The sequence below is a fragment of the Mesorhizobium sp. M0491 genome (genome assembly GCF_040321265.1).
Classification (GTDB): Bacteria; Pseudomonadota; Alphaproteobacteria; order Rhizobiales; family Rhizobiaceae; genus Mesorhizobium.
This window is the reverse complement of sequence record NZ_JAMYRE010000032.1, coordinates 41905-65690: the sequence shown is the minus strand read 5'-3', so window position 1 is coordinate 65690 and position 23786 is coordinate 41905. Positions and strand designations below refer to the sequence as shown.

The following is a 23786-nucleotide window of genomic DNA, read 5'->3' as shown; positions in this document are numbered from 1 at the left end:
AAGGGCTGGCCCCTGTGCAATACAGGAACCAGCCCTTAAACCTACCAACTCAATGAACCGTCCAACTTTATGGGGTCAGTTCATTTCCGGGGCTTTTTTCGACTTTCGTCAAGGTCAGTTCTTTCGGGGCAGTTGCGGCACGAGGCTGCGCTTGCCGCCGTCCTTGCCCTTGGCTTCGGGCTTCTGCGCCACCAGCTTCTTGGCCGCGGGCTTTTTCGTCACGGCCTTTCTGGGCTTCGTTGTTTCTTCCGGCTCTTCCTTCTTCGGCTTCACCGGCGCCTCGTCGGCGAGTGATTCGAGCTTCAGGCCGGTCTCGCCGGTTTCCTTCTTCTCGACGGTGACACGCACCGTGCCGCCCTTCTTGAGCTTGCCGAACAGCACCTCGTCGGCCAACGGCTTTTTGATGTGCTCCTGGATCACACGGCCGAGCGGCCGCGCTCCCATGCGCTCATCATAGCCCTTGTCGGCGAGCCAGGCGATCGCATCCGCCGACAGGTCGAAGGTGACGCCACGCTCGGAAAGCTGGGCCTCGAGCTGCATGACGAACTTCTGCACCACCTGATGAATGACCGGCACCGGCAACGAGCCGAACGGGATGATCGCATCGAGACGGTTGCGGAATTCCGGCGTGAACAGCCGGTTGATCGCCTCGACATCGTCGCCTTCGCGCTTGGTCGAGCCGAAGCCGATCGCCGCGCGCTGCGCATCCGACGCGCCCGCATTGGTGGTCATGATTAGGATCACATTGCGGAAGTCGATCTGCTTGCCATTGTGGTCGGTCAGCTTGCCATGGTCCATAACCTGCAACAGGATGTTGAACAGGTCCGGATGTGCCTTCTCGACCTCATCGAGCAACAGCACGCAATGCGGATGCTGGTCGACGCCGTCCGTCAAAAGACCGCCCTGGTCGAAGCCGACATAGCCGGGAGGCGCGCCGATCAGCCGCGAGACAGTGTGGCGTTCCATATATTCCGACATGTCGAAGCGGATCAGCTCGACGCCGAGCGACGCGGCCAACTGCTTGGCCACTTCGGTCTTGCCGACGCCGGTCGGGCCGGAGAACAGGTAGGAGCCGATCGGCTTCTCCGGTTCGCGCAGGCCGGCACGCGCCAGCTTGATCGCCGAGGTCAACGCGGTGATCGCGGTGTCCTGGCCATAAACGACGCGCTTCAGCTCGATATCGAGACCCTGCAGCACCTTCTCGTCATCGGCCGAAACCGTCTTCGGCGGGATGCGGGCCATGGTGGCGATCGTCGCCTCGATCTCCTTGATGCCGATCGTCTTCTTGCGCTTGGCTTCCGGAACCAGCATCTGCGAGGCGCCGGTCTCGTCGATCACGTCGATCGCCTTGTCCGGCAGCTTGCGGTCGTTGATGTAACGTGCCGACAGCTCCACCGAGGCCTTGATCGCCTCGTTGGTGAACTTCACCTTGTGGAACTCCTCATAATAGGGCTTGAGGCCCTTCATGATCTCGATGGCGTCCGCGATGGTCGGTTCGTTGACGTCGATCTTCTGGAAGCGCCGCACCAAAGCACGGTCCTTCTCGAAGAACTGGCGGAATTCCTTGTAGGTGGTCGAGCCGATGCAGCGGATCGCACCCGATGACAGCGCCGGCTTCAACAGGTTGGACGCGTCCATGGCGCCGCCTGAAGTAGCCCCTGCGCCGATGACCGTATGGATCTCGTCGATGAACAGCACGGCACCGGGATAGTCCTCCAGTTCCTTGACGACCTGCTTCAGCCGTTCCTCGAAATCGCCGCGATAGCGCGTGCCGGCGAGCAGCGTGCCCATGTCGAGCGCGAAGATGGTGGCGTTGTGCAGCACTTCGGGAACGTCGCCCTCGACGATGCGCTTGGCCAGACCCTCGGCGATCGCCGTCTTGCCGACGCCGGGATCACCGACATAGAGCGGGTTGTTCTTCGAGCGGCGGCACAGCACCTGAATGGTGCGGTTGATCTCGGACTCGCGGCCGATCAGCGGGTCGATCTTGCCGGCCTTGGCCTTGTTGTTGAGATTGACGCAATAAGCCGTCAGCGCATCCTGCTGCTGCTTCTTCTTGCCGCCTTCCTCTTGTGGCTCGGCGCCGTTCTGGCCGCCCTGCTCGTCATCGGCACCGCGCGGCGAGCGTGTCTCCGATGCGCCCGGACGCTTGGCAATGCCGTGCGAGATGTAGTTGACCGCGTCGTAGCGGGTCATCTGCTGTTCCTGCAGGAAATAGGCGGCATGGCTCTCGCGCTCGGCGAAGATGGCGACGAGGACGTTAGCGCCCGAAACCTCCTCGCGGCCAGACGACTGCACATGGATCACCGCGCGCTGGATGACGCGCTGGAAACCGGCGGTCGGCTTGGAGTCCTCGTCGTAACCGGTGACGAGGTTGTCGAGCTCGGTGTCGATATAGGTGAGAACCGTGTGCTTGAGCTCATCGAGATCGACATTGCAGGCGCGCATGACGGCGGCCGCCTCGGTGTCGTCGATGAGCGCGAGCAGCAGATGTTCTAGGGTTGCATATTCATGGTGCCGCTCATTGGCGAGCGTCAGCGCCTGGTGAAGCGCCTTTTCCAGGCCTTGGGAGAAAGCCGGCATGTTACCTCACTTCTTCTCCATCACGCATTGCAGCGGATGCTGATTCTGTCGGGCGAAATCCATGACCTGGGACACTTTGGTCTCGGCCACCTCGAATGTATAGACCCCGCACTCGCCCACTCCATGATTGTGAACATGAAGCATGATGCGTGTGGCGGCTTCGCGATCCTTCTGGAAAAAACGCTCCAGCACGTGAACCACGAACTCCATCGGAGTGTAGTCGTCGTTGAGGATGAGGACCCGATAAAGGCTGGGCTTCTTGGTCTTGGTTTTGGTGCGCGTGATGACGGCCGTCCCACGGCCGGCCCCATTGCCGTTACCGTCGCCGTCTTGCATCCGCACCACTCGTCTCGTGGCAGTCAAACCGATCGTCACGTATTCCTGCCTCTTTCGATTCCCCATGCGAGTTCGACATGTAGGTGTTCGATGTACGATTTTAAGCCCTTCTGGTTAGCTGACAATATGGCTAGGTCACCAAACTTGGACGATTTTCGCAATCGTGAAGGGGCGCGAGGCTCTGGAACGGAAATTGACACGAAAAAGCCGGGCCGCGTTTCCGTGGCCGGGCTTTTTCTCGGGTTCGAAGGCTGAATCTGGGGTCACGTCAGGCGAAATCAGTTCGCCCGGGCAAAATTACTTTGCCTTGGCAACGATCGATTCGAATGGCTTGTAAGCTTCCTTGGCGAGTTCGGCATAGAGATCGCCGATCTTGGTGGCCTCGGCGACGAACGCCTCATAGGACTGCTTGGCGTAATCCGACTGGATCTCGATCGCCTTTTCCAGCGACTTGGCTGAAAACAGCTTCTCCACCGTGGCGCTGCCGGTTTCAAAACTCTTCTTGGTGTATTCACCAGCTTCGGTGGCAATCGCCTGCGCGCCCTTGGACAGCGACGCAAAGCTCTTCAATCCGGTGTCGGCGAACTCTTTGCCGTATTTGCTGAAGTCCTCATAGGTCTGGGTCATTTCACGATTCCCTTGACGGTTGAAGCGTCCTTCTTCGGGGCGCCCTTGTGCAATGCAAGATAATATATTGTGCGCCGCACAAAAGTCAAGATTTCGCGGGCTTGCGGACCCGCCTGCGCAGCCAATGGCTAAAAATCGAATAAAGAGAGCCACAAGCCCGAAGAAAATGGTGAACGCGGCGGTTACCATAAACGGATTGGTAACGCTGCGCCGGTAGCTTGGCCGGAAGCGAGGCAGGACCCTTTGCCGCCTCCAACGCAACGAAGAAATCCAAGGGAAGTACCAGTGCGTAAGGCGTTGTTGGGCATCGTTTCCAAATCTACCTCCCCTCTCAAAACGATGATGATCATCGCCCTGGCGATGACATTCGTTTTTGGCGACGTTGCCTCGTCGCTGGCGGCCAGGCAGGCGGCCATCGTCGTGGATGCCAAGACCGGCAAAGTGCTCTACTCCGCCGACGCCAACGGCAGGCGCTATCCGGCTTCGCTGACCAAGATGATGACGCTGTATCTGACCTTCGAAGCGATGGCGAAGGGCAAGATCAGCAGGAACACGCCAGTGGTGTTTTCCGCCAAGGCCTCCGCCGAGGCGCCGACGAAACTTGGCGTGAAGCCGGGCGGTTCCGTCACGGTCGAGACCGCGATCCTGTCGATCGTCACCAAGTCGGCGAATGACTCGGCCACCGCGCTCGGCGAAATGCTCGGCGGCAATGAAACCACTTTTGCCCGCATGATGACCGCCAAGGCGCGTGCGCTGGGGATGAACGGCACCGTGTTCCGCAACGCCAATGGCCTGCCCGACCCCGGCCAGTTCACCACCGCCCGCGACATGGCGACGCTCGGCATCGCGCTGCGCGAGCATTTTCCCCAGTATTACGGCTATTTCTCGCAGCGCTCCTTTCTCTATGGGCGCCAGCGCATCAACGGCCACAACCGTCTGCTTGGACGCATCAAGGGCGTCGACGGCATCAAGACTGGCTACACCCGCGCCTCCGGCTTCAACCTCGTCTCATCGGTTTCCGATGGCAATCGCCGCATCGTCGGCGTGGTCATGGGCGGCACCTCGGGCGGCAGCCGCGACAATCAGATGGCCAGCTTGATCAACACCTATCTGCCGAGGGCGTCGACTCGCGGTGGTGGCGATCTGGTCGCCAAGGCCGGTGGCAACAACCCGATCACCGCCCTTGCCAAGGTTCTCCTGCCCAAGCATGACGCTCCGACACCGGACGACAAGCCTGTCATAGCGCAGGACGATGTCACCGTTGCCGAGGACGCCACGGTCGCGGAAGACGATACCGCGCAGGCCGGAGAAGCAGCCCCCGTCGTCAAGACCAGAAAGGTCAAGACCGTCATCGTTTCAGCCCCCCAAGTCGCGACGGCCCAGGTTGTAGCGGCCTATGCCGAGCCGACGCCGGCGGCTGTCGACCCGGTCAACACCGCGTCGGTGCCTTCGGGTTGGGCCATTCAGGTCGCCTCGTCGCCCAAGCAGTCCGAGGCCCAGGCCTTTCTCGACAAGACCACCAAGCAGGCGCCCAAGGTGCTGGCGGACGCTTCCGGTTTCACTGTCGCCTTCGACAAGGATGGCGTCACCTACTACCGCGCCCGCTTCGGTGGCTTCGGTTCGAAGACCGCCGCCTGGAAGGCCTGTACCGCTTTGAAGAAGAAGAACATCGAGTGCTACGCCGTCCAGCAGTAGGACGGCGTGCAAGCCATCTCCCGGAAAAATTCTGCGTCGAAGGAGACTAGTTGTGATTGGAGAGCAAGACGTCCTTGGCTTCGTTAATCCGCGCCGCCAGGAAAGACGTGCCGCCGACATCGGGGTGCAGGCGCTGCATCAGGCGGCGGTGCGCCTTGCGGACATCCGCCGCGGCGGCCCCCGCTTCAAGACCAAGGACCTTGTAGGCCTCCTCCTTAGTCATGGCGCCCGGACCTGGCGCAACACCCAGCCCTTCGCCACCGTTCGTCTCAGCGTTTTTGCGCCAGACGGGAAATCTGCCGTCAAGATACGTCTCTAGCAGCTGTCGGCTCTCCGGATCGCCGGAGAGTTCGCGGTAGAGGTGTTGCAATTCCGCCAGCCCCATCGCGCCAAGCATCTTGCCTTCGTGGCGGCCAGCCAGGACCAGTCCTTCGAGGCCGCCGGTATCGTGATCGAGTTCCATTTCCAATGCCGCTGTGCGCACCGTCGAGCGTTTGCCCGGTGCAAGCCCGGCCGGCTGGCGTTTCATGCGCATGGAACCATACCAGGCAATTGCGCCGGTGAGAATCATGCCGCCGATGCCTTCCCGGCCGACCACAAGCACGGCGACGCCGACAAGTGCCAGAAGAGCCGGCCCGAGCGTTCGCAGCGTGCTCGCCAGTTTCGCCGGCTCGGCACGCAGAAAGATCGTCACCGCGCCGAGGAGCAGCAGAAGCAACGCTCCAAAAGCGATGATCGCGCCCATTATTTTCCGCCGCCCCGCAGATACTCGATCATCAGCCGGTCTTCCGGCCTGCCCCTGGCTTCGAGCGCCTTCAACCCGCCGGTCGCAAACACGGCGACGGCCGAAAGCAGTCCTGCCAGGGTCGCGGCAGCCCGCCGATCAAATCTAAACCAAGCCCCCTTGGACAGCCGCGCAATCTCTTTGAACGCCTTTTCTGCGCCGGAATCATGGCCTTCCTGAAACACGAAGACGGGAACGCCATGAAGGCCGAGGCTGCCGGCCTTTTCGGCCAGATCGTCGATATTCTCTTCCATCGCGTCGCCGATGTAGACCAGCGCATTGACCTTGGCGGCCGCCGTCTGTTTCAACGCATGCGTCAGGACCTTGCCGATCTGGGTGTGGCCGCTGCGGCATTCGATCCGCGTCATCAGCTGCTTCAAGGCATTGGTGTCGCTCACAAAAGCGGACGAACGGCACTCGCCGAGACCACGAAAATAAACCAGTTGCACGCTGAGGGTTCCGGCCTTGCCGACAGCGTCGAACATCTGGCCCTGCAGCTCACAAGCCAGATCCCAGGTCGGCTGGCGGCTCATTGTTGCGTCGAGAGCAAGGATCAGCCTGCCCGAACCGGTCGCCGACGCGGCAAGTGTCCTCGCCTGACGAATGAAGGCGTCGATCTCGCCGGCGTTGGATTGAGGCTTGATCGGCGCAGGATTGGTCCCCGCTGGCACAGGCTGCTTCTTATCGCTCATGAAAAACAAGATGTGGCGTTGCCACATCGCTTGCAAGCCCCACATCGGGCAGTGCAAAGGGCCAGGCGGTGATGCCACCTGGGGTCAGAGCAGACCGAGATCGGCCAGCTCGCGCCTGAGTTTCGGCGGCATCTCGATCAATCCGGCCTTGCCCTTACCCAGATCGAGCGGCGCGTCCGCCGGCTTCAGGTAGCGCCAGCCCTGAAAAGCCCGGCGTGGCTGCCAGTCGGTGCGTACAACCTCGGGGTCGAGTATCAGATGGCAACGGCCTATGCCTTCACTGTCGGTGAACGGCCGGATTTCGGTGATCAACTGGCGGCACTGCACATTGCCTTTGATCACCCAATAGAGCGAACCGCCATCGGTAACCTCGGCGCCGCGCGTCGGCATCATACGGGTGGTGTGATACTGCTCGACCGGCTCACCGGCGCGCCGCCGCTCGTCGAGGCGGAAGGCGATCCACTCTTCGAGATCCTCGACGCTGTCGCAGCCGACACAGAGTTTTATGAGATTGAGAGACATCGCTTAAGGTTAGTCCTGCACGCGAACGCGTCAACGACCGGATCGACTTCTCCACAGTGGCGGTTTAGGCCAGCCTTCAGCACTCCACGACGTTGACTGCAAGCCCGCCAAGGCTGGTTTCCTTGTACTTCTCGTTCATGTCGAGGCCGGTCTGGCGCATGGTCTCGATCGCCGCATCGAGCGGTACGAAATGGATGCCGTCGCCCTTGATGGCCAGTGACGCTGCCGTCACCGCCTTGACCGCGCCCAGCGCATTGCGTTCGATGCACGGCACCTGCACCAGCCCGCCGACCGGATCGCAGGTCATGCCGAGATGATGTTCGAGCGCGATCTCGGCGGCATTCTCGACCTGCTCGGGCGTGCCGCCCATGACGGCGCACAGGCCGGCCGCCGCCATCGCCGATGCCGACCCGACCTCGCCCTGACAGCCGACCTCGGCGCCCGAGATCGACGCGTTGGTCTTGATGATGCCGCCAACGGCGGCAGCCGTCAGCAGGAAATCACGAATGCTCGGCTGGTCCGCCTCGGGATGGAAATGCAGCCAGTAGCGCAGCACCGCCGGCAGCGTGCCGGCAGCGCCATTGGTCGGCGCGGTGACGACGCGGCCGCCGGCGGCATTTTCCTCGTTCACGGCCATGGCGTAGATCGACAGCCAGTCATTGGCGAGCAAAGGATTGGGCTTGTTCTGCTGCCACTGCTCCTGCAGCTTATCGTGCAGCATGCGGGCACGGCGGCGCACCTTCAGCCCACCCGGCATGATGCCATCCTGCGACAGGCCACGGTCGATGCAGGCCTTCATGGCGCTCCAGATTCCGTCGAGGCCGGCGTCGAGCGCCTCGCGCGTCATCTGCGTCTCCTCGTTGACGCGTTTCATGTCGGCGATGGAAAGGCCGCTTTTGCCGGCCATGGCCAGCATCTCGACCGCATTCTTGAACGGATAAGGCACTTTCTTGCCTTCGGTTGTCACCGAACCCTTGGCTTTCATCCGCTGCAGTTCTTCTTCGGAAACCACGAAGCCGCCGCCGATCGAATAGTAGATTCGCTTGAGCAGCAGGCGGCCGCCGGAATCATAGGCGTAGAACGCCATGCCGTTGGCGTGACCGGTGAGCGGCGTTTTGCGGTCCAGCACCAGATCGGTGGCCGGATCGAAGCGATAGGCGGGATGGCCGGGCGGCGAAATGCGCTTTTCGGCGGCGATGCGGCTGGCAATGCCATCGGCCTGGTCGGGATCGACCGTCTGCGGCGTCAGGCCGGCAAGGCCGAGCATGACGGCGCGATCACTGCCGTGGCCAATACCGGTGTAGGCGAGTGACCCGTGCAGACTTGCGCCAAGCCGGTCGACCTTGACGCCCGCCGGACGCGGCCAGTCATTTCCCGCGACCTCGTCGAGAAACCGCGCAGCGGCGGTCATCGGCCCCATCGTGTGCGAACTCGAGGGTCCTATGCCGATCTTGAACAGGTCGAAAACCGAAAGGAACACGCGGCGTTGTCTCCTGGCGTCAGGTCGATGACTACATATAGGAATTCCCACGATGTTTCCGCTCTTTTGGAAATCGCGGCGCTGCATCCGCCGACCTTGTTTGCTCCGGCAGCGACATTGGTGCCTATCGCTGTAGGCGGACATCGAAGCGATCGCGCTGAATGTGCTAAATTCAGGCCATGGGCGATTCCCTCGATCTTTCGACAGCCGATCTCGCGGCGCTGGCCTTCTTCCTCGTCGCGTGGCTGCTGCACACGTTCGCCTCCGACGGCAAGCTGGTCAGCCGCATGTCGCTGACGACGGCGATGAATGCACAGCGGCAAGCCTGGATGCGGACCATGGCCGAGCGCGAGATCCGCATCGTCGACACCGCCATCATGAGCGGGCTGCAGCAAGGCACCGCCTTCTTCGCCTCCAGCTCGCTGATCGCCATCGGCGGCTGTTTTGCCCTGCTCGGCGCATCCGACCGGGTTCTTGAAGTGCTCAGCGATCTGCCCCTGGGTGGCGCGCCGTCGCGCGCGGCCTTCCAGATAAAGGTGTTCGGGCTGGTGCTGATCCTGGCGTTTTCGTTCTTCAAGTTCGGCTGGGCGTACCGGCTGTTCAACTATTGCACGATCCTGATCGGCGCCGTGCCGATCCCGCATGGCGAAGCCTCACGCAATCCGGTCACCGAAGCGGCGGTGTGGCGTGCGGCGCAAATGAACATGCTGGCCGGAAAGCACTTCAACTCCGGCCTGCGCGGCGTGTTCTTCTCGATCGGTTATCTCGGCTGGTTCGTCGACCCAATGGTGTTCGTGTTGTCGACGCTGTTGCTGCTGGCCGTGCTGGTGCGGCGCCAGTTCTTCTCGGCCGCCAGGCAGGCGGTGATCGGTCAGCCGCCTGGAAAAGGCTGATCGATCCGGCCTGACAGCCAGTAGGCAAAAAGCCCGATCCATTCGCGGATGGCCATGGTGGTGGCCTGCAGCGAATCGGCTGGATTGTCGCGGAACAGGCCGATGCCTTCTTTGCCCGAGGTGCGATAGTCGACCGGCCAGGGAACGGTGGCGAAGCCGGCCTTGTCGAACAGCGCCTTGGCGCGCGGCATATGGAAGGCCGAGGTCACCAGCAGCCAGGTCTCGCCGGGCTTCGGCGTTAGCAACTCCTTGGTGAAGACCGCGTTCTCATAGGTGTTGCGGGACTTGTTCTCCAGGATCAGACGATCGGCGGCCACGCCAAGCGCGGTGAGCAGGCGCGGCGCGGTTGCGGCATCGCCCTCGCCATCGAGAAACAACGCGCCGGTGCCGCCGGAGACGATCACCTTGGCGGTGGGAAAGCGCCGGGCCAGAACTGCGGTCTCGACCATCCGATCTCCGCTGCTGTTCAACTCATAGCCGCCGCGCGCCAGATTGATGGCGCCCTCAAAGCCGCCGCCGAGCACGACGATGCCGTCGACCTTTGCCGGCAGCGGCGGGCGCGCGAAGCGCTCTTCCAGCGGATTGAGCATCATGGCGCCGAGCGACGTCCACGCTGACAGCGCAAGGACCAGAAATGCCAGCACGCTGCCGGTAGCCGCCAGCCGCCGGCGCCCGATCATGGCCGCGAGCAATCCCGCCAGCAGCAGAAAGATCGCCAGGTTCAGCGGCTGGATGAAGAACCAAAAGATCTTGGACAGGTAGAAGAACATCGCTCACCCCATTGCAGCGCCGCGCGGGCGTGCGCGCTCAAAGGACGCTAACACTTTGATTTTGCGCAGGATCCTTCCGAAAATCGATTCGACTTTCAGGGCATGCGCTAGACGAGCGACGTCCCTACCACCACTTCTCCGGCTGGAACGTGCCTGCGGCCTGCTCGATGACGGCAGCGGTCTGGAACAGGGTTTCCTCATCGAACGGCCGGCCGATCAGCTGCAGGCCGAGCGGCAGGCCCTTGGCGTCGAGCCCGGCGGGCACAGCGATGCCCGGCAGGCCCGCCATGTTCACAGTGACGGTGAAGATGTCGTTCAGGTACATCTTGACCGGATCGGCAGCCATGTCCTCGTCGGCGATGCCGAAGGCGGCGGACGGCGTTGCCGGGGTCAGGATGACATCGACGCCGGCGGCGAAGACAGTCTCGAAATCCCGCTTGATCAGATTGCGCACCTTCTGCGCCTGCAGATAGTAGGCGTCGTAATAGCCGGCCGACAGCACATAGGTGCCGATCATGATGCGGCGCTTGACCTCGCGGCCGAAACCCGCGGCGCGGGTCTTCTCATACATGTCGACGATATCCTTGCCCGGCACGCGCAAGCCGTAGCGGACGCCATCATAGCGGGCGAGGTTGGACGAAGCCTCGGCCGGCGCCACGATGTAATAGGCGGGCAGCGCGTATTTCGTATGCGGCAGGGAAATGTCGACGATCTCGGCGCCGGCGTCCTTCAGCCAGGCAATGCCCTTCTGCCACAGCGCTTCGATCTCTTCGGGCATGCCGTCGACGCGGTATTCCCTGGGAATGCCGACCTTCATGCCCTTGATCGGCTTGCCGATCACCGCCTCATAATCCGGCACCGGCCGGTCGACCGACGTCGTGTCCTTCGGATCGACAGAGGCCATCGATTTCAACAGGATCGCGGCATCGCGTACGTCGCGCGCGATCGGGCCGGCCTGGTCGAGCGACGAGGCGAACGCGACGATACCCCAGCGTGAGCAGCGGCCATAGGTCGGCTTGATGCCGACCGTCCCGGTGAAGGCGGCCGGCTGGCGGATCGAGCCGCCGGTGTCCGTCGCGGTCGCGCCGGCGCACAGGAAGGCGGAGACTGCCGTGGCCGACCCGCCAGAAGAGCCACCCGGCACCAACTGCGCATTGTCCAGGCTGCGCACGGTCCTCGTGCCGCCGGCCGAAACGAAGCCGCCGTCGCCCTGATGCGTCGTGGGCATCACCGCAGTATCGAGGCGCGAGCGCCGCCACGGATTGATGACCGGGCCATAGTAGGACGTCTCGTTGGACGAGCCCATGGCGAACTCGTCCATGTTGAGTTTGCCGAGCATAACGGCGCCGTCGGCCCACAGATTTGACGTAACGGTCGATTCGTAGCGCGGCTTGAACCCGTCGAGCACATGGCTGCAAGCCTGCGTGTGGACGCCTTCGGTGCCGAACAGGTCCTTGATCCCCAACGGAATGCCTTCCAGCGCACCGCCCTCGCCCTTGACCAGCCTGGCGTCGGACGCCTTGGCCATGTCGCGCGCCTTGTCGCCGGTCACGGCGACATAGGCATTGAGCGCCGGATTGGCGCGCTCGATAGCGCCGAGATAGGCCTCGGTGATCTCGGTCGCGGTGATTTCCTTGTCGCGCAGCTTGGCGCGGGCCTGTGAAATCGTCAGCTGGGTCAGGTCGCTCATCCAAGGCTCTTTTCGTAAAACACCGACCACTCAGAATCGGGATAATCCAGCACCGGGCCGCAGCGCGAAAACCCGGCGCGTTCGTAGACTGTCCACGCCGCGGGATGACGATCGCCCGTCTCCAGCACCAGGCGCTTCAGCCCCTCGTTGCGCGCGAGCGATTCGACCCGCTCAACGATTTTCGCGCCGATCTTCTGCCCGCGATGCGACGGCCTGATATACATGCGCTTGACCTCGCCAATGGCGCCGTCATGACGCTTCAGCGCGCCGCAGCCAATGGCCAGGCCATTATCGCGGGCGATGAAAACCGTCGTGTCCTCACCGGCCATCTGCTCGACCGTCAAATGGTAGCAATGCTCCGGCGGCGTCAGTTCGAGCAAGGTCTCGTTGAGTTCCGTGACCAGCCTGCGCACGTCGTCCTGGAGCGGCTTCTCAATGGCGATCTCGATTGCCATCGGCCGGTTTACTCCACGACCTTCGGCACGAGGAAGAAATTCTCTTCGGTCGCCGGCGCGTTAGCGACGATGTCGGCGGCCTTGCCGCCGTCGGTGACGACATCGCTGCGCTTCTTCATGTCCATCGGCGTTACCGAGGTCATTGGTTCGACACCGGAAACATCGACCTCGTTCAGCTGCTCGACGAAGCCCAGAATGGCGTTCAGCTCCCCGGTCATCCGTTCGGCATCTTCTTCGCTCACCGCGATGCGGGCGAGATGCGCGACGCGCTTCACTGTCTGAAGATCTACGGACATGTTTTTGCCTCGGGGAAAACCAGTTCGGGCTATAGCGGCGCCGCGCGCGCTGCGCAACATGCATCGTGCGAGAGACCAGGCTGTGCCGGCGGCCCGCTCGTGGGCCCTCAGAATACGTCTATGGCAGAGCAACGCCTTCGCACAGATAGTAGCTGCCGCTGTTGCCGCTTGCTTCGCTTTCGTCGTCGACGGGCCGAACCGACACGAGATCGATCTGCTTGGCGTTCATTTGCGTCACGGAGAGAACGTCGGGAAAGACATAACCCGGTTCCTGGCAGATGGCCGTCACCGCCCAGCTCGGCGAAGCCGTGGCCTTGCTGATCTGCAGAAACTCGCAATTGTATTCGACGCTCTGCAGGCCGTGCGCCGAAAGCACGATGTTGCCTGCGTCGATCAGCGTTTGCAGCGTGTCCTTTTTGGCCTGTTTGCAAAGCTCCTCGGATTGCAGGTAGACGCCCTCGATGAAATCATCCGCGGCGAGCGCGGGCGACGCCGCGACCAACATCGATACACAAAGAGATTTCCTCAAAGCCATGGTCTTATTCCGCTTTCGCCACGCCTAGATCGTAATCGTCTCACCGATATCAGGCAATGCCACCGTCACGCCGGACCCTTCCATGCCGGCCTCGAACTTGTCGGCGGTCGGATCGATCATCGGAAACGTGCCGAAGTGACAGGGAACCACGGTATCGAATTTGAAGAAGCGCCGGCAGGCAAGTGCAGCCACCGCGCCGCCCATGGTGAAACGGTCGCCGATCGGCACGATGCCGATCTTCGGTTCATGCAACTCGTTGATCAGCGCCATGTCGGAGAAGATGTCGGTGTCGCCCATGTGATAGAGCGTCTTGTCTTCCGGGAAATGCAGGACGAGGCCGCCCGGATTGCCGAGATAGGTGTTCTGGCCGCCCTCGCCGGGGAACGAGGATGAGTGCAGCGCCTGGACAAAAGTGGTGGTGAAGCTGCCGCAATCGACGGTGCCGCCGATGTTGCCCGGGTTGATCTTCTTGTCGCTGACACCCTTGCCGACCAGATACATGCAGATCTCGAAATTGGCGACCAATTGGGCGCCGCTTTTGCCGAGCACTTCCACGGCGCCGCTGATGTGGTCGCTATGGCCATGCGTCAGCAGCACATGCGTGATCCCCTCGGCCGGTCCCTCCCAGCCGCCCGTCCAGGACGGATTGCCGATCAGATAGGGATCGATGAGGATCTTGGCATCAGCGGTCTCGATGCGAAAGGCCGAGTGGCCGTACCAGGTCAGTTTCATGAATGCATTCCTCGATTTTTATCTTGCCAAAGGATAGAACGCCGACGGCCCGGAGATCAAAGGGTTACTGTGTCCGCCACGCGTTTGACAAAACACGTGGCGGTGAAAGGCGAAGGACGGCCGGTGGGCATTATCACGATCGAGGAATTGCCGGCGCGGCTGACCGGCGGCAAGACGCTGGCGGGGCTTGACCTCGGCGACAAGACGATCGGCGTCGCGGTCTCGGACCAGAGGTTTTCCTTCGCCCATCCGCGCCCGGTCATCATGCGAAGGAAATTCTCGCTCGATGCGGCGGTGCTGCTCGCCTTGCTGCGGAAGGAGAATGCCGGCGCGGTGGTGATCGGGCTGCCGATCAACATGGACGGTTCGGAAGGGCCGCGTGCGCAGAAATCGCGCGCCTTCGTCCGCAACATGGCCCAGATGAGCGACCTGCCCTTCGTGCTCTGGGATGAAAGACTATCGACGGTCGCGGCCGAAAGGACGCTGATCGAGATGGATTTCTCGCGCCGCAAGCGCGCCGGCAAGATCGATTCGGCGGCAGCCGCGTTTATTCTGCAGGGAGTTTTGGACCGGCTTCAGTCGCTCCACGCATCCGCTCGAACGGAACCGGACCCGCCCAGCGCTGTCTGACCCAGCCGGCGATTTCGCGGCGACGGCGGAAGGCCCAAAGCGCCATCAGCAGCAACCCGTCGAAGACGCACGTCTTCGCCACCATGCCGGGAATGATCGCCGGATCGATGCCGAGCATCTGGCCATAGAGCTGGAAGAAGAAGTCGTGCATCTGTCGGCTGAGCATCGTGTAGCCGAAATTGATGTCATTGGCCGACAGATAGAACCAGCCCCAGAAAATCGCCATCGGCGCCGCCCAAAATCCGAAGATGTAGCGCATCAGCGGCCTCCCCTGGGATTGGAGCCGGTCTTGGAGACCGTTCGGCCTGATATGAGTGAAAGCAGCGAATTGTGGGCCGCGGCTTTTGCCATGCCATGCGCGACGGCATGGATCTCGCTTTCGCCGGAAGCCGCTGCCGCAACCACGGACCGCCGCTCGGCAAGCATGGCGACATAGGACGCCAGAAGTGCCGCCAGTTGCACGGCGACAGCCATGAAGAGCCCGTTGATGCCTTGCGCGGCGCCACCGACGACGATCAGCGACAACACGCCGGACGCGCATATGAAGGCGATGCGGGCGACGCTGTCGGCGCCCGCGCTGGTCGCGTCGTTGACCAGGGCTTCGACAAAGGCCCAGAAAAACAGAACCGCGACGACAAGCAATGCGGTGGCGAGCGGCGCCACGACGACGAAATTGTCGAGGTCGACGAAGCGGGTACCCTCGATTGTAGTGCCCAGCACGCCGAGCGCCGCCGCCACACCCCGGTTTCCGTCGATGCAGATTAGCGCAAGCAGGGCGAAAACAATCGCCCAGTGCAAGGCCAGAAAAGAGGTCAGTACCTGTCGCATCGGTGTTCCTGCTTCGCAAAGCAAGAGACGGCCAATCTGAACCATTCCCTGCTTGCACTAGGACAGTGGGCCTTGCCGTCCGCCATCGCAACGGAAACCATTTGTTAAGGTTAACGACGATTAGCCATACGCGTGAGGATGCCCGCCAACACGTCAAAACTGTGGATGGCGCCGGTTTTTGCGATGCTCGTGCTCAGTTCACCGGCGGATAGAGCGTGTCGATGATCATGCGTGCATCGTGGCGCGAATCGATCATGCCATAGGTGTTGCGCCATTGGCCGGCCAAACGCGTCTCGACGAAAGCGTCGGCGATCCGCCCTGCCCCCAGACGGCGCAATTCCGCCGCCGCAGCCGACAGTGCCAGCTGCTCGGTCAGCAGCCGGGCAGAACCTTCGTCGGTTGAAGCAACCTGCATCGCCGCCTTCAGCACGCCGATCGTGCCGCGTCCGCCGGCGCCGAGATCACGGTCGATGCCGGCCAGCACATCCTCGAACAGGCCGGGCGCACGGCCGAGCACGCGCAGCACATCAAGCGCCATGACATTGCCCGAGCCTTCCCAGATCGCATTGACCGGGGCCTCGCGATAGTAGCGGGCGAGTGGCGCCTCCTCGACATAGCCATTGCCGCCGAGGCACTCCATAGCCTCATAGAGCAAAGGCGGCGCGATCTTGCAGACCCAGTATTTGACGACCGGCGTCATGGCCCGAGCAAACGCCGCCTCGCCGCGATCGCCGGCCGCCTCGTCGAAGGAGCGCGCCAACCGGAACGACAGCGCGGTGGCGGCGGCGACATCGAGCGCCATGTCGGCCAGAACGCGCTGCATCAACGGCTGCTCGATCAGGGTCGAACCGAACACCTGGCGATGGCGGGCGTGGTGAACGGCCTCGGCCAGGCCCGCGCGCATGATCGCCGACGATGCGATGGCACAATCGAGCCGGGTCAGGGTGACCATGTCCATGATCGTCTTCACACCGGCACCGGCTTCGCCGACCATCTCGCCGATGGCATTGACAAATTCGACTTCGGAGGAGGCGTTCGAACGATTGCCGAGCTTGTCCTTCAGCCGCTGAAAGCGGAAGCCGTTGCCCGAGCCGTCACCGAGAACGCGCGGCACGAGGAAGCACGATAGTCCCTCAGGCGCCTGCGCCAGCACCAGGAAGGCATCCGACATCGGCGCCGACATGAACCATTTGTGCCCGTTCAGACGATAAAAACCGCTGCCGGCGCGTTCCGCCCTCGTCACATTGGCGCGCACATCGGTGCCGCCCTGTTTCTCGGTCATGCCCATGCCGAGCGTCAGCCCGGTCTTCTCGACCGGCGGCTTTTGGCTCTGGTCGTATTTGCGCGTCGTCACGCGCGGCGCCCATTCGCGAAACAGTTTCGGGCTGGCCATCAAGGCCGCCAGCGAAGCGTTGGTCATGGTGATGGGGCACAGATGCCCGGTCTCGAGCTCAGCCGTCAGATAAAACCGGGCGGCGCGGACCTGATGGCGGCGGCCGATCTCGGTGTCGCCGTTTTCCCACACCGAGGAATGCAGCCCGTTGGCCACAGAGCGGCGCATCAAGGCATGATAGGCGGGATGGAACTCGACCACGTCGATGCGCCGTCCCTGGCGATCATGCGTCCTGAGCTTCGGCGTCTCGACATTGGCGAGGCGCGCCAATTCCTGCGCCTCCTGCGTCAGCACAAAGCGGCCGAGACCGTCGAGATCCTTGCGCACCGGATCGGAAAAACGCTCCGCGAGCTGGATCAGCAACGGATCGCCCCGCCAGGCGTTGCCGCCCGTCAGCGGCGGCGGCTGGTTCGTCACGTCGTCGGTCACGCCCAATCCTTCTATCGTCAGAAAGCCACGAATCCGAGGCTGTCGGCTAGATATAGCCAAGCCATGCAGCGCGCGCGATGAAAATACCGGCCGATACAATCGGCTATCTACACGAAAAAATTGAGGAGAACGGCTGCAATGCAAAGCTGGCGCTTGCAGCCGCAATATCTCCACCCTATAGCAGCGCCTTGAGATGACCGACGCTTCGTCCCCCTATCCTCATCGCCATCTTCTGGGCATCCGCGACCTTTCCCCCGCCGATATCGAGCTGTTGCTCGACAGGGCGGACCGGGCGGTCGCGATCTCGCGGCAGTCCGAGAAGAAAACCTCGACGCTGCGCGGCCGCACCCAGATCAACCTCTTCTATGAAGCCTCGACGCGCACACAGTCGTCGTTCGAGCTTGCCGGAAAGCGGCTCGGCGCCGATGTCATGAACATGTCGGTGGCAAGCTCTTCGGTGAAGAAGGGCGAAACGCTCATCGACACGGCGATGACGCTGAACGCCATGCGGCCCGACATCCTGATCATCCGCCACCAATCGGCCGGTGCTGCCGCCCTTCTGGCGCAGAAGGTCGGCTGCTCCGTCGTCAACGCCGGCGACGGCGCGCATGAACACCCGACACAGGCGCTGCTCGATGCGCTGACCATTCGTCGCGCCAAGGGTCCGCTGTCGAAGCTCATCGTGGCAATCTGCGGCGACATCCTGCATTCGCGCGTGGCGCGTTCCAACATCATGCTGCTCAACGCGCTCGGCGCGCAGGTGCGCGTCGTCGCACCGTCGACGCTGCTGCCCACCGGCATCGAGAAGATGGGCGTCATCGTCACCCGCTCGATGGCCGAGGGCCTCAAGGACGCCGACGTGGTGATGATGCTGCGCCTGCAGCGCGAGCGCATGGAGGGCGCCTTCGTGCCTTCGGTCCGCGAATATTTCCGCTATTTCGGCCTCGATGCCGAGAAACTGAAGGCCGCCAAGGATGACGCGCTGGTGATGCATCCCGGGCCGATGAACCGCGGCGTCGAGATCGCCTCGGAAATCGCCGACGGTCCGCAAAGCGTCATCCAGGAACAAGTTGAAATGGGCGTCGCCGTGCGCATGGCGGTGATGGAAGCGCTTCTTGACCCGCGCCGTAATCAAGAGGGCCGCGGCGCATGAGCATAACGGTCTTTGAGCGCGCCCGCGTTGTCGACCCCTCGCGCGGCATCGATGAAGTCGGCGCCGTCTTCGTCGATGGCCGCAAGATCGTAGCCGCCGGCAAAGCAGCGCTGAACCAGGGCGCGCCCGAGGGCGCCACCGTTATCGACTGCGCCGGCAAGGCGATCATTCCAGGCCTGATCGACGGCCGTGTCTTCATCGGCGAACCGGGCGGCGAGCATCGCGAGACCATTGCGTCGGCAAGTGTCGCGGCGGCGGCCGGCGGCGTCACATCCATCGTCATGATGCCCGATACCGATCCGGTGATCGACAATGTGGCGCTGGTCGAATTCGTGCTGCGCACCGCCAAGGACACGGCCATCGTCAACGTCTTTCCGGCTGCGGCGATCACCAAGGGCCTCGACGGGCGCGAAATGACCGAGTTCGGCCTGCTGCGCGAAGCCGGCGCCGTCGCCTTCACCGATGGCCGCCACACCATATCGAGCGCGCTGGTGATGCGCCGCGCGCTGACCTATGCGCGCGACTTCGGCGCCACCATCGTGCATGAGACGCAGGATGCGGACCTCGGTTCATCCGGCGTGATGAATGAAGGCCTCTACGCCAGCTGGCTCGGCCTCTCCGGCGTTCCGCGCGAAGCCGAATCCATCCCGCTGGAGCGCGATCTGGCCTTGGCCCGGCTGACGCGTGGTTCGTACCATGCAGCAAAGATCTCGACGGCGATGGCGGCAAACGCCATAACGCGTGCGAAAGCCGACGGCGCGACGGTGACGTCAGGCGTGGCGATCCACAATCTGTCGCTGAATGAAAACGATGTCGGCGAATACCGCACCTTCTTCCGCCTGACGCCACCTTTGCGCGCCGAGGAAGACCGGTTGGCGATGATCGAGGCGGTCAGGGACGGCACGATCGACATCATCGTCTCCTCGCATGATCCGCAGGATGTCGACACCAAGCGCCTGCCCTTCGCCGATGCGGCGGCCGGCGCCATAGGGTTGGAGACGCTTCTGGGCGCCGCACTGCGGCTCTACCACAATGGCGATGTGCCGTTGCTGCGGCTGATCGAAACCCTGTCCACCGCTCCCGCAAAACTGTTCGGCCTGCCCGGCGGCACGCTGAAGCCGGGCGCTGTCGCCGATCTTGCGCTTGTCGACCTCGACGAACCCTGGATCGTCAGCGAAAGCGGCATTCGTTCGCGGTCGAAAAACACCTGTTTCGAAGGCGCGCGACTGCAAGGCAAGGTCTTGCAAACGCTGGTTGCGGGCCGCACAGTGTTTTCCGCCTGAACCGGCCACGGCGCATCGCGCCTGATCCGGCCGAACTGGGGAAATGCGGGGGAAACAATGATTTACAGCCTCATCCCAGCGCTCGTGTTCGGCTATTTGCTTGGCTCGATTCCGTTCGGGCTCCTGCTCACCCGCGCGGCTGGCCTTGGCGATGTGCGCAAGATCGGCTCCGGCAATATCGGCGCCACCAACGTTCTGCGCACCGGCAACAAGGGCCTTGCCGCCGCGACACTGCTGCTCGACGCGCTGAAGGGCACGGCCGCCGTGCTGATAGCAGGCCATTTCGCGCCTGACCTGGCGATCTGGGCCGGTCTCGGCGCCTTTCTCGGTCATCTCTTCCCGGTCTGGCTCGGTTTCAAGGGCGGCAAGGGCGTCGCCACCTATCTCGGTGTGCTGATCGGCCTTGCCTGGCAGGTGGCGCTGATCTTCGCCGTCGCCTGGCTGGTGATGGCATTCCTCTTCCGGTATTCCTCGCTTGCGGCGCTGACAGCGGCGGTCATCGCGCCGATCGCCCTCTATGTCCTGAGCACACCACAGAATGCGGTCTTGTTCGTGGTGATGAGCATCATCGTTTTCATCAAGCACCGGGAAAACATTTCGCGCCTGCTTGCCGGCACCGAAGGAAAGATCGGAGCCAAGGGTTGAGCGATCACGCCACCATGGCGGGCCAGCCGACCGCCGGGCCGCGGCTCAGCGACCGGCAGCGGCTGAGCTGGCTGCGGCTGATCCGCACCCAGAATGTCGGCCCCGCATCCTTTCGCGACCTCATCAACCGTTTCGGTTCGGCCGAGGTGGCGCTAGAGATATTGCCGGAACTGATGATTTCGGGCGGCGCCATCCGGATCGCCCGCATCCCTTCCGTAGCCGAAGCCGAGGCGGAACTGGAACTAGCCGGAAAGGCCGGCGCCCGCTTTGTCGGGATCGGTGAGACAGACTACCCACCCCTGTTGCGCAACATGGACCATCCGCCGCCCCTGCTGGCGGTAAAGGGCAACGCAGCTGTTTTCCGGCTGCCGGGTGTCGCCATCGTTGGGGCACGCAACGCGTCGCTGGCCGGCATCAAGATGGCACGCATGCTGGCGGCCGACCTCGGCCGCGACGGCTACGCAATCGTCTCCGGCCTGGCGCGCGGCATCGACACGGCGGCGCATCAGGGCAGCCTGGCGACCGGCACGATCGGCGTCCTGGCCGGTGGCCTCGACCTGCCTTACCCGCCTGAAAATGCCGGCCTGTGCGAGGAAATCGCCGAGCGCGGCGCCATCATTTCAGAGATGCCGTTCGGCTGGCAGCCGCGCGCCCAGGATTTTCCGCGCCGCAACCGCCTTGTCGCGGGTGCGGTCCTTGGTCTGGTGGTGGTCGAGGCAGCGCAACGCTCCGGCTCCCTGATCAGCGCCCGGCTTGCGGGAGAAATGGGCCGGCTGGTCTTTGCCGTGCCGGGCTCACCGCTCGATCCACGCGCCGCCGGTACCAACGGCCTGCTCAAGGATGGTGCCACCCTGGTCACCGAGGCATCGGATATTTCCAGGGCGATCGCCCCGCTGACCGGCATGCGGGCGCCCGACATGCCGCCGTTCGAAGAGCCGCCCGACTTCTCGGCCACACCACCGCCCGGCGAAAGCGACCGCGCCCGCGTCATCGAGGCGCTCGGCCCGACGCCAGTGGCGGTCGACGAGATCATCCGCCACACCGGCCTGCACCCGGCCCAGGTCTTCATGGTGCTGCTGGAACTCGACCTCGCCGGCCGGCTCGAACGCCACGCCGGCGCCAATGTTTCGCTGGTGTTCGGGGAGCCTTCGGTCTGACGCTGTTCGCATTTTCGCGCCGCCGAACTCCTTCGAGAAGCTCGGCGAGGATGGCCTTTTCAGCCGGCTTTCCGCTTTACCGCGCCTGTGCTCATCTGTTCGACGCCAAGACCGGCCGGCGGATTGTAGGGCAAAGGTCTGATATCCTGAGGCAAAGGTCTCAAGCAAAAGTTGGCTCTTGCCACTCGCGTCCGTTGGCACCAATCTCGCTCAGCCGCTCATCGGTGGATGTCGGCATGACAGGATCTTGCCATGACCCGCGATCAGATGCTCGCCCACCTTCGATCCGCCGACGCGGTCGCGCGCGAGGCGGCGGATCATGGGCATCATCCGTTTGGTTGCGTGCTGGTCGGGCCGGACGATCGGGTGCTGATGCGGCAAGGCAATCTCGACACGGTGCGCCACGCCGAGACGGAGCTCGCCCGGCGCGCCGCGGCAGCCTACGAGCCGGAGTTCTTATGGCAATGCACGCTGGTCTCAACCGGTGAGCCCTGCGCGATGTGCACCGGAACGCTCTACTGGGCGAATATCGGCCGGCTGGTCTACGGCTTCGAGGAGACCGAGCTGCTGGCGCTCACCGGGGATCACGCAGAGAATCCGACGATGAGCCTCTCTTCGCGCACCGTCCTCGACTCCGGCCAGAAAAAGATCGAGGTCTTTGGCCCCTTCCCCGAAATCGCCGACGAGATGCTCGCACCGCACCGCGCTTTCTGGAAGCGTTGACGGCTTCCCCACCGGTTGTGGTGTGCCCTTCCCGAGAGATGGGTGACAGTTTATCGCGTGGATTTGGTGAGCGCGATGGGATTCGAACCCATGACCTACTGATTAAAAGTCAGTTGCTCTACCGGCTGAGCTACGCGCTCCCGCGGGCGAAAGGCGGCCCTCGAAATTGCGCGGAACATAGGGAGAGTGCCTCGACCGGTCAACCGGAAAAAGAGGGCTCGCAAACACGGGCGGCTTCGCCCTGTCGCGACACTGGCCAGCCGCGCCACCGGTGGGAGAACAGCCAAGGGAACATTGGCATTTCTGCCCGACAGCGGCATCCAGTCCGGGGAACAATTGTATGCGCCGCTCGTTTCCCCGCACAGGGACGTCCGCCAACCATCGAGGAGAAGACCAATGAACAGAATCACAACGAGCCTGCTGGCGGCCACTCTCTCCGTCACATTCGTTGCGGCGGAGGCGGTGTCCGTTAATGCCCAACCGAACTATGTGCCGCAGTCCCAGGTCGCGGTGCCGGATGTGCAGACAGTCCAGTACCGGGAGTGGCGCAAGGACCGCTACAATCGCAATTTTTCGCGTGACCGCAGTTTTTCGCGTGACCGCAGTTTTTCCCGCAATCGCGGCGCGTATTGGAACGGCCATCGCGGCTATCGCGAATATGGCCCCGGCTATCGCCGCCATGGCGATCATTGGTTCCCGCTGGCGGCGTTCGCGACTGGCGCCTTGATCACCGGTGCCATCATCAACAACGAGAACAATCGCGTCTACGGAGGCAACGCCCACGTCCAGTGGTGCTACGACCGCTATCGCAGCTACCGTGCTTCGGACAACACGTTCCAGCCGAATTACGGCCCCCGCAAGGAGTGCCGTTCGCCGTACTGATCCAAAGTGTGAGTGCTGGGTAAAAAGCCCGCGCCGGAAACAGCGCGGGCTTTCTATCGAGATACCTAGGCGGGAAAGTCGTTGTCAGATCGCCCAGTTGATGCTCTTAAAAATCAAATATAGCGCTCCACCCTCACCACGCGGTGAACGGTAGGCCCCAAGAGCGTCGCAAATCCGAGCCATCGCTCCAGTCAATTCCCAGCCTAGCGCTTCCAGGTCATTGTCGGCGTCCGTCACGTAGGCCTGCGTCAACTCATCTATGCTGTTCTTCTCGCCGAAGGAGCGAACGAGCTTGGCGTCGCTAAGAAGCTCGCCGGGCAAATTCGAATTTGCCCACGCCCACAGCCAGTTGCTGGCCTTGGCGCTCGTAGAGCCCGCAATCTGGATCTCGGTGACGATCTTGACGCCTCCTTCATCCGAGAACAGGAGCTTTCCGGCCGTAAGGTCATAATCATAGCGCGACCAGCTGCCGAGGTGGAAATCTTTGTTCAAGCGTGCATTCTTGGCATTCAGCTGTTCGATAGCCTCGTCGTGCCACGCAGGATACCAGTCTGGCTTCATCCCCCTCGCCCC

At 62.9% G+C, this 23786-nt stretch carries 26 protein-coding genes and 1 tRNA gene; 9 read left to right on the top strand and 18 right to left on the bottom strand.

All coding sequences use genetic code 11. The features are described 5' to 3' along the window. Nucleotides 1-114: 114 nt before the first annotated feature. The 3 genes from clpA to NKI69_RS30350 form a co-directional block, all read right to left on the bottom strand. The gene (clpA, locus tag NKI69_RS30360) at nucleotides 115-2583 is read right to left on the bottom strand and encodes an ATP-dependent Clp protease ATP-binding subunit ClpA (RefSeq protein WP_023812949.1); all 2469 of its coding nucleotides are present in this window, start codon (nucleotides 2581-2583) and stop codon (nucleotides 115-117) included. Between the two features lie 6 nt (nucleotides 2584-2589). Next, the gene (gene clpS / locus NKI69_RS30355; RefSeq protein WP_023812950.1) at nucleotides 2590-2919 is read right to left on the bottom strand and encodes an ATP-dependent Clp protease adapter ClpS; all 330 of its coding nucleotides are present in this window, start codon (nucleotides 2917-2919) and stop codon (nucleotides 2590-2592) included. A 297-nt stretch (nucleotides 2920-3216) separates the two neighbouring features. Further along, nucleotides 3217-3546: a phasin family protein gene (locus tag NKI69_RS30350; RefSeq protein ID WP_013531776.1), complete on the bottom strand. Its 330-nt coding sequence runs from the start codon at nucleotides 3544-3546 to the stop codon at nucleotides 3217-3219. A 285-nt stretch (nucleotides 3547-3831) separates the two neighbouring features. On the opposite strand from NKI69_RS30350, the gene NKI69_RS30345 reads away from it, so the two are divergent. After that, complete coding sequence (locus tag NKI69_RS30345) at nucleotides 3832-5241, top strand: D-alanyl-D-alanine carboxypeptidase (RefSeq protein ID WP_023812951.1); 1410 nt, start codon at nucleotides 3832-3834, stop codon at nucleotides 5239-5241. A gap of 46 nt (nucleotides 5242-5287) precedes the next feature. Here the strand turns inward: NKI69_RS30345 and NKI69_RS30340 are convergent, their stop codons facing one another. From NKI69_RS30340 to NKI69_RS30325, 4 genes are all read right to left on the bottom strand, one after another. Further along, entirely contained in the window at nucleotides 5288-5986 is a 699-nt protein-coding gene (locus tag NKI69_RS30340; protein ID WP_023812952.1) for a DnaJ domain-containing protein, read from the bottom strand. Beyond that, nucleotides 5986-6717, bottom strand: a complete 732-nt coding sequence (locus tag NKI69_RS30335; protein WP_164892904.1) for a vWA domain-containing protein — start codon at nucleotides 6715-6717, stop codon at nucleotides 5986-5988. The genes NKI69_RS30340 and NKI69_RS30335 overlap by 1 nt, the downstream gene beginning before the upstream one ends. Nucleotides 6718-6801: 84 nt before the next feature. Next, nucleotides 6802-7239: a DUF1489 family protein gene (locus NKI69_RS30330; protein ID WP_013531780.1), complete on the bottom strand. Its 438-nt coding sequence runs from the start codon at nucleotides 7237-7239 to the stop codon at nucleotides 6802-6804. 76 nt (nucleotides 7240-7315) lie between these two features. Beyond that, the gene (locus tag NKI69_RS30325; RefSeq protein ID WP_352723138.1) at nucleotides 7316-8719 is read right to left on the bottom strand and encodes an L-serine ammonia-lyase; all 1404 of its coding nucleotides are present in this window, start codon (nucleotides 8717-8719) and stop codon (nucleotides 7316-7318) included. A gap of 179 nt (nucleotides 8720-8898) precedes the next feature. Between NKI69_RS30325 and NKI69_RS30320 the strand changes: the two genes are divergently transcribed. Beyond that, a complete protein-coding gene (locus NKI69_RS30320) occupies nucleotides 8899-9612 on the top strand; it encodes a DUF599 domain-containing protein (RefSeq protein ID WP_352723137.1) in 714 nt (237 codons plus the stop codon). Here NKI69_RS30320 and NKI69_RS30315 read toward each other — a convergent pair. The 6 genes from NKI69_RS30315 to NKI69_RS30290 all read right to left on the bottom strand — a co-directional run bounded on the left by NKI69_RS30315 (nucleotide 9591) and on the right by NKI69_RS30290 (nucleotide 14090). Next, nucleotides 9591-10382: a YdcF family protein gene (locus tag NKI69_RS30315; RefSeq protein WP_352723136.1), complete on the bottom strand. Its 792-nt coding sequence runs from the start codon at nucleotides 10380-10382 to the stop codon at nucleotides 9591-9593. The genes NKI69_RS30320 and NKI69_RS30315 overlap by 22 nt on opposite strands. Before the next feature lie 124 nt (nucleotides 10383-10506). Then, nucleotides 10507-12072: an amidase gene (locus NKI69_RS30310; RefSeq protein WP_023812956.1), complete on the bottom strand. Its 1566-nt coding sequence runs from the start codon at nucleotides 12070-12072 to the stop codon at nucleotides 10507-10509. After that, nucleotides 12069-12527, bottom strand: a complete 459-nt coding sequence (locus NKI69_RS30305; RefSeq protein WP_352723135.1) for a GNAT family N-acetyltransferase — start codon at nucleotides 12525-12527, stop codon at nucleotides 12069-12071. Before NKI69_RS30305 ends, NKI69_RS30310 begins: the two co-directional genes overlap by 4 nt. Before the next feature lie 8 nt (nucleotides 12528-12535). Continuing rightward, on the bottom strand, nucleotides 12536-12823 hold the full coding sequence (gene gatC, locus NKI69_RS30300; protein WP_023812958.1) for an Asp-tRNA(Asn)/Glu-tRNA(Gln) amidotransferase subunit GatC: 288 nt from the start codon (nucleotides 12821-12823) through the stop codon (nucleotides 12536-12538). 118 nt (nucleotides 12824-12941) lie between these two features. Beyond that, entirely contained in the window at nucleotides 12942-13358 is a 417-nt protein-coding gene (locus NKI69_RS30295; protein ID WP_352553071.1) for a hypothetical protein, read from the bottom strand. A gap of 24 nt (nucleotides 13359-13382) precedes the next feature. After that, complete coding sequence (locus NKI69_RS30290; RefSeq protein ID WP_352553069.1) at nucleotides 13383-14090, bottom strand: metal-dependent hydrolase; 708 nt, start codon at nucleotides 14088-14090, stop codon at nucleotides 13383-13385. Between the two features lie 123 nt (nucleotides 14091-14213). Here NKI69_RS30290 and ruvX point away from each other — a divergent pair, with 123 nt between their 5' ends. Continuing rightward, complete coding sequence (gene ruvX, locus NKI69_RS30285; RefSeq protein ID WP_023812961.1) at nucleotides 14214-14720, top strand: Holliday junction resolvase RuvX; 507 nt, start codon at nucleotides 14214-14216, stop codon at nucleotides 14718-14720. Here ruvX and NKI69_RS30280 read toward each other — a convergent pair. From NKI69_RS30280 to NKI69_RS30270, 3 genes are all read right to left on the bottom strand, one after another. Then, the gene (locus NKI69_RS30280) at nucleotides 14638-14979 is read right to left on the bottom strand and encodes a DUF6105 family protein (RefSeq protein ID WP_023812962.1); all 342 of its coding nucleotides are present in this window, start codon (nucleotides 14977-14979) and stop codon (nucleotides 14638-14640) included. The two genes, ruvX and NKI69_RS30280, sit on opposite strands and share 83 nt — an antisense overlap. After that, a complete protein-coding gene (locus NKI69_RS30275) occupies nucleotides 14979-15548 on the bottom strand; it encodes a hypothetical protein (RefSeq protein WP_023812963.1) in 570 nt (189 codons plus the stop codon). The genes NKI69_RS30280 and NKI69_RS30275 overlap by 1 nt, the downstream gene beginning before the upstream one ends. Nucleotides 15549-15741: 193 nt before the next feature. Beyond that, nucleotides 15742-17370, bottom strand: a complete 1629-nt coding sequence (locus tag NKI69_RS30270; protein WP_352723134.1) for a DNA alkylation response protein — start codon at nucleotides 17368-17370, stop codon at nucleotides 15742-15744. Between the two features lie 193 nt (nucleotides 17371-17563). On the opposite strand from NKI69_RS30270, the gene NKI69_RS30265 reads away from it, so the two are divergent. From NKI69_RS30265 to NKI69_RS30245, 5 genes are all read left to right on the top strand, one after another. Then, nucleotides 17564-18523 carry an aspartate carbamoyltransferase catalytic subunit gene (locus tag NKI69_RS30265; RefSeq protein WP_013531794.1) on the top strand — a complete coding sequence of 320 codons (960 nt, stop codon included), beginning with the start codon at nucleotides 17564-17566 and terminating at the stop codon, nucleotides 18521-18523. Continuing rightward, nucleotides 18520-19806 (top strand): dihydroorotase, encoded by a 1287-nt coding sequence (locus tag NKI69_RS30260; protein ID WP_352723133.1) that lies wholly within the window; start codon nucleotides 18520-18522, stop codon nucleotides 19804-19806. Before NKI69_RS30265 ends, NKI69_RS30260 begins: the two co-directional genes overlap by 4 nt. A 57-nt stretch (nucleotides 19807-19863) precedes the next feature. Then, nucleotides 19864-20451: a glycerol-3-phosphate 1-O-acyltransferase PlsY gene (gene plsY / locus NKI69_RS30255; protein WP_352723131.1), complete on the top strand. Its 588-nt coding sequence runs from the start codon at nucleotides 19864-19866 to the stop codon at nucleotides 20449-20451. Between the two features lie 14 nt (nucleotides 20452-20465). Further along, on the top strand, nucleotides 20466-21608 hold the full coding sequence (gene dprA, locus NKI69_RS30250; RefSeq protein WP_352723139.1) for a DNA-processing protein DprA: 1143 nt from the start codon (nucleotides 20466-20468) through the stop codon (nucleotides 21606-21608). A gap of 252 nt (nucleotides 21609-21860) precedes the next feature. Beyond that, nucleotides 21861-22331, top strand: a complete 471-nt coding sequence (locus tag NKI69_RS30245; protein ID WP_128303599.1) for a nucleoside deaminase — start codon at nucleotides 21861-21863, stop codon at nucleotides 22329-22331. Between the two features lie 64 nt (nucleotides 22332-22395). Here the strand turns inward: NKI69_RS30245 and NKI69_RS30240 are convergent. Then, nucleotides 22396-22471: transfer RNA gene (locus tag NKI69_RS30240), tRNA-Lys, on the bottom strand. 256 nt (nucleotides 22472-22727) lie between these two features. Between NKI69_RS30240 and NKI69_RS30235 the strand changes: the two genes are divergently transcribed. Continuing rightward, nucleotides 22728-23213 (top strand): BA14K family protein, encoded by a 486-nt coding sequence (locus NKI69_RS30235; protein ID WP_352723130.1) that lies wholly within the window; start codon nucleotides 22728-22730, stop codon nucleotides 23211-23213. An 84-nt stretch (nucleotides 23214-23297) separates the two neighbouring features. Here NKI69_RS30235 and NKI69_RS30230 read toward each other — a convergent pair whose 3' ends face one another. After that, nucleotides 23298-23774: a DUF6882 domain-containing protein gene (locus NKI69_RS30230; protein ID WP_352723128.1), complete on the bottom strand. Its 477-nt coding sequence runs from the start codon at nucleotides 23772-23774 to the stop codon at nucleotides 23298-23300. Between the last annotated feature and the right edge of the window lie 12 nt (nucleotides 23775-23786).

What these genes read in the sequence shown, in the direction of transcription:
- NKI69_RS30265 (WP_013531794.1), top strand. Translation starts at nt 17,564, where the DNA reads ATGACCGACGCTTCGTCCCCCTATCCTCATCGCCATCTTCTGGGCATC.
- NKI69_RS30305 (WP_352723135.1), bottom strand. Translation starts at nt 12,527, where the DNA reads ATGGCAATCGAGATCGCCATTGAGAAGCCGCTCCAGGACGACGTGCGC.
- NKI69_RS30230 (WP_352723128.1), bottom strand. Translation starts at nt 23,774, where the DNA reads ATGAAGCCAGACTGGTATCCTGCGTGGCACGACGAGGCTATCGAACAG.
- dprA (WP_352723139.1), top strand. Translation starts at nt 20,466, where the DNA reads ATGGCGGGCCAGCCGACCGCCGGGCCGCGGCTCAGCGACCGGCAGCGG.
- NKI69_RS30280 (WP_023812962.1), bottom strand. Translation starts at nt 14,979, where the DNA reads ATGCGCTACATCTTCGGATTTTGGGCGGCGCCGATGGCGATTTTCTGG.
- NKI69_RS30350 (WP_013531776.1), bottom strand. Translation starts at nt 3,546, where the DNA reads ATGACCCAGACCTATGAGGACTTCAGCAAATACGGCAAAGAGTTCGCC.
- gatC (WP_023812958.1), bottom strand. Translation starts at nt 12,823, where the DNA reads ATGTCCGTAGATCTTCAGACAGTGAAGCGCGTCGCGCATCTCGCCCGC.
- NKI69_RS30275 (WP_023812963.1), bottom strand. Translation starts at nt 15,548, where the DNA reads ATGCGACAGGTACTGACCTCTTTTCTGGCCTTGCACTGGGCGATTGTT.
- NKI69_RS30335 (WP_164892904.1), bottom strand. Translation starts at nt 6,717, where the DNA reads ATGAGCGATAAGAAGCAGCCTGTGCCAGCGGGGACCAATCCTGCGCCG.
- NKI69_RS30295 (WP_352553071.1), bottom strand. Translation starts at nt 13,358, where the DNA reads ATGGCTTTGAGGAAATCTCTTTGTGTATCGATGTTGGTCGCGGCGTCG.
- clpS (WP_023812950.1), bottom strand. Translation starts at nt 2,919, where the DNA reads ATGCAAGACGGCGACGGTAACGGCAATGGGGCCGGCCGTGGGACGGCC.
- NKI69_RS30320 (WP_352723137.1), top strand. Translation starts at nt 8,899, where the DNA reads ATGGGCGATTCCCTCGATCTTTCGACAGCCGATCTCGCGGCGCTGGCC.
- NKI69_RS30310 (WP_023812956.1), bottom strand. Translation starts at nt 12,072, where the DNA reads ATGAGCGACCTGACCCAGCTGACGATTTCACAGGCCCGCGCCAAGCTG.
- NKI69_RS30340 (WP_023812952.1), bottom strand. Translation starts at nt 5,986, where the DNA reads ATGGGCGCGATCATCGCTTTTGGAGCGTTGCTTCTGCTGCTCCTCGGC.
- NKI69_RS30290 (WP_352553069.1), bottom strand. Translation starts at nt 14,090, where the DNA reads ATGAAACTGACCTGGTACGGCCACTCGGCCTTTCGCATCGAGACCGCT.
- NKI69_RS30245 (WP_128303599.1), top strand. Translation starts at nt 21,861, where the DNA reads ATGACCCGCGATCAGATGCTCGCCCACCTTCGATCCGCCGACGCGGTC.
- plsY (WP_352723131.1), top strand. Translation starts at nt 19,864, where the DNA reads ATGATTTACAGCCTCATCCCAGCGCTCGTGTTCGGCTATTTGCTTGGC.
- NKI69_RS30315 (WP_352723136.1), bottom strand. Translation starts at nt 10,382, where the DNA reads ATGTTCTTCTACCTGTCCAAGATCTTTTGGTTCTTCATCCAGCCGCTG.
- clpA (WP_023812949.1), bottom strand. Translation starts at nt 2,583, where the DNA reads ATGCCGGCTTTCTCCCAAGGCCTGGAAAAGGCGCTTCACCAGGCGCTG.
- NKI69_RS30260 (WP_352723133.1), top strand. Translation starts at nt 18,520, where the DNA reads ATGAGCATAACGGTCTTTGAGCGCGCCCGCGTTGTCGACCCCTCGCGC.
- NKI69_RS30235 (WP_352723130.1), top strand. Translation starts at nt 22,728, where the DNA reads ATGAACAGAATCACAACGAGCCTGCTGGCGGCCACTCTCTCCGTCACA.
- NKI69_RS30330 (WP_013531780.1), bottom strand. Translation starts at nt 7,239, where the DNA reads ATGTCTCTCAATCTCATAAAACTCTGTGTCGGCTGCGACAGCGTCGAG.